The organism is Aeromicrobium sp. (assembly GCF_014378035.1).
Lineage (GTDB): Bacteria > Actinomycetota > Actinomycetes > Propionibacteriales > Nocardioidaceae > Aeromicrobium.
In genome coordinates this window covers 1-2,233 of record NZ_JACMOM010000026.1, presented here as the reverse complement: position 1 = coordinate 2,233, position 2,233 = coordinate 1, and the positions used below count along the sequence as shown (strand labels likewise).

Sequence of the window (2,233 nt, the reverse complement as noted above, 5' to 3'; positions counted from 1 at the left end):
ATTAGTGGACGAGATCTGCGACGGCTACCAGGTGGCGGTCTATCAACAGCGGGGCCTGCCGCCGTCGACGGCGGGCGCACCCTTCGACGTGCCCACCCACGTTGCGGACGTCGTGGCAGTGCTTGACGGGCTGGGCTGGGGGCGTGCCGCCGGGGTCGGACACTCCTGGGGCGGCCACCTCCTGCTGCACCTGCTCGCCGCGCATCCCGAGCGGGTCACTGCCGCGATGGTCATCGATCCACTCGGTGGCGTTGGCGACGGTGGCGAGGCGCAGTTCGAGGCCGAGCTCAATCGCCGGACACCGCCGGAGAGCGTCGAGCGGGCGAAGGAGCTGGACCAGCGGGCAATGGACGGCGAGGGCACCGAGGCCGATGCTGTGGAGTCGTTGCGGCTGTACTGGCCGGCGTATTTCGCCAACCCGGCAGCGGCGGCGCCGTTCCCCGACATGCAACTTTCGGTGGAGGCGTACTCGGCGACGTTCGAGTCGCTGCACACCGAGTTGCCCAGCCTGGCCAGGCGGCTCGTCGGCCTGGCCGTGCCCACCTTGTTCCTTCATGGCGCGGGTAGCCCGATGCCGGTCGCGGCATCGACCGACACTGCCCAAGCCATCGGCCCCGCCGCTGCGGTCCAGGTGCTCGACGACGTCGGCCACTTCGCCTGGCTCGACCGCCCCGGAGTAGTCCGGGACGCTCTGGACCGCCTCGTCAACGACTGAAAGCAGGTATGGCGATCGGCAACCGTTGATCAGGGGGTGCCGGTCCGCGTAGAGCGGCTCCGCCTGCGGATCCCCAGTGCAAGGAGCACTCCCACGACCCATCCGGCGTCGAGGCGTCAGGGACGCCTTCTTGTCGGCGATGAGGGGATCAGAATCCGTTGGTCTGTCAGGCGAGCATGCTCCGGAGCATCCATGCAGTCTTCTCGTGGACGTCGAGTCGACGCACCAGCAGGTCGGTGGAGACCTGGTCTGGGGCGCCTTCTGCGAGAGGCAGGGTTTCGCGGATGGTTCGGGCGGTGGCCTCGTGGGCTGCGACTAGCCGGCGCACCATCTCGAGGGCATCGGGCAGGTCGGTGTCCTCCGGAATCACAGTGAACTCCGCGAACTGTCGGTAGGTTCCGGGGGCCGGCGCTCCCAGCGCGCGTATCCGCTCCGCGATCTCGTCGACTGCAAGGGCCAGTTCCGAGTACTCGTCCATGAACATGGCGTGAAGCGAGTGAAACATCGGGCCTACGACGTTCCAGTGGTAGTTGTGGGTCTTGAGGTACAGCGAATATGAATCCGCCAGAACACGCGACAGCCCGTGGACGATCTCCCCGAGCTGCTCTTCGGCGATCCCAATATTGACTGACCTACTCATGTGGCGCTCCCTCTGTTGACTGACCCGATGTTGACTGGCTGGAAGTGGACTGACTCGACGTCGATGTCGGCGCGGTTGAGGATGTGGTCCCGAAGTCGGCGGCTGCGAGTTGGTGGCGTTTCGGTTCGGCCAGCGCGTCAGCGATGACCCGGGCCACCTCCTGGGGGTCCAGCCCTTCCGACAACCGTGGCGGGGAGCCGTGTAGTGGCCGTTCGTGCAGACCCGTGTTGGTGTGGGGCGGTCGGACATCGAGCACTCGCACCCCAACGCGCCGCAGCTCCCGGGCCAGTGCCGCATCGGCCGCGCTCAGCGCCGCCTTGGTCGCGGAGTAGGCAGCCATCCCTGGTAGAGGTTGTTCGGCAACGACAGCCGAAAGCTGCACCACCGTGCCCTGGCTGGCCTGGAGCAACGGCAGGCATCGGCGAAGGAGCCACAGTGGCCCAACCACGTTGGTGAGAAACAACTCCTCGATCACGATGTCAGGAGTGTCAGCAAGGGTGCCGAAGGCCACGATGCCGGCAGCGTTCACGAGCACGTCGAGACGTCCGAACGCGGCAGTTGCCGACGCCACCAACAGGTCTCCGGCGTCGGGGTCGTGAAGGTCCAACACGGCGCTCGCCGACCCAGGCAGTGCCTCGCTCAGCTCCTGCAACCTGGCCGGGTCACGACCGGTAAGGACGAGCCGGGCGCCGCGCCGGGCCAGCTCACGGGAGATTGCCGAGCCCAGCCCGCCGGTGGCTCCCACCACGGCCACGACGGGATTCTCAACTGGCTGTGTGGTTTCACCCGGCACAGGGCACATCCTCAGTCCTACCCCGCGGCGATGTCCGCAGGCCCGCACCATTGGTCAGCTCGAAGAACCGTGGTCTCGCAGCGTT

3 protein-coding genes are annotated in these 2,233 nt (G+C 67.1%); 1 reads left to right on the top strand and 2 read right to left on the bottom strand.

Annotation, left to right across the window (positions count from 1 at the left end; genetic code table 11):
* Positions 1–715 (top strand): alpha/beta hydrolase (locus H7290_RS01620; protein ID WP_290512271.1); only part of this gene is annotated, 715 nt, incomplete at its 5' end.
* A 166-nt stretch (positions 716–881) separates the two neighbouring features.
* On the opposite strand, the gene H7290_RS01615 is transcribed toward H7290_RS01620, so the two are convergent.
* Positions 882–1,355 (bottom strand): Dps family protein, encoded by a 474-nt coding sequence (locus H7290_RS01615; protein ID WP_290512270.1) that lies wholly within the window; start codon positions 1,353–1,355, stop codon positions 882–884.
* The gene (locus H7290_RS01610) at positions 1,348–2,109 is read right to left on the bottom strand and encodes an SDR family oxidoreductase (protein ID WP_290512269.1); all 762 of its coding nucleotides are present in this window, start codon (positions 2,107–2,109) and stop codon (positions 1,348–1,350) included. The genes H7290_RS01615 and H7290_RS01610 overlap by 8 nt, the downstream gene beginning before the upstream one ends.
* Positions 2,110–2,233 lie beyond the last annotated feature (124 nt).

Coding starts and splice junctions, on each gene's coding strand:
- H7290_RS01615 (WP_290512270.1), bottom strand. CDS start 1,355: ATGAGTAGGTCAGTCAATATTGGGATCGCCGAAGAGCAGCTCGGGGAG.